The sequence below is a fragment of the Paenibacillus sp. sgz302115 genome (genome assembly GCF_056120445.1).
Genome location: NZ_JBVYOK010000093.1, coordinates 1 through 254 on the forward strand (window position 1 = coordinate 1; position 254 = coordinate 254).

At 48.4% G+C, this 254-nt stretch carries 1 rRNA gene; it reads left to right on the top strand.

Annotated features, from left to right (window positions below):
• Positions 1 to 92: ribosomal RNA gene (locus tag AC0LWN_RS32805) — 16S ribosomal RNA — on the top strand; the annotation flags it as partial.
• Between the last annotated feature and the right edge of the window lie 162 nt (positions 93 to 254).

Below are 254 nucleotides of genomic sequence, written 5' to 3' on the forward strand. Positions count from 1 at the left end.
AAGGGAGCCAGCCGCCGAAGGTGGGGTAGATGATTGGGGTGAAGTCGTAACAAGGTAGCCGTATCGGAAGGTGCGGCTGGATCACCTCCTTTCTATGGAGAATCGTCTTCTGCAACGAAGACATTCAAATCTTAAATCTAACCAGGTCGGTTAGTGGCTCACTCGTTGCTCAGTTTTGAGAGTTTAAGCTCTCAATTGTCTGTAACTTCTATCGACACAGCCGTGTTCGACCAGAACTTACAGCAACTTGATCC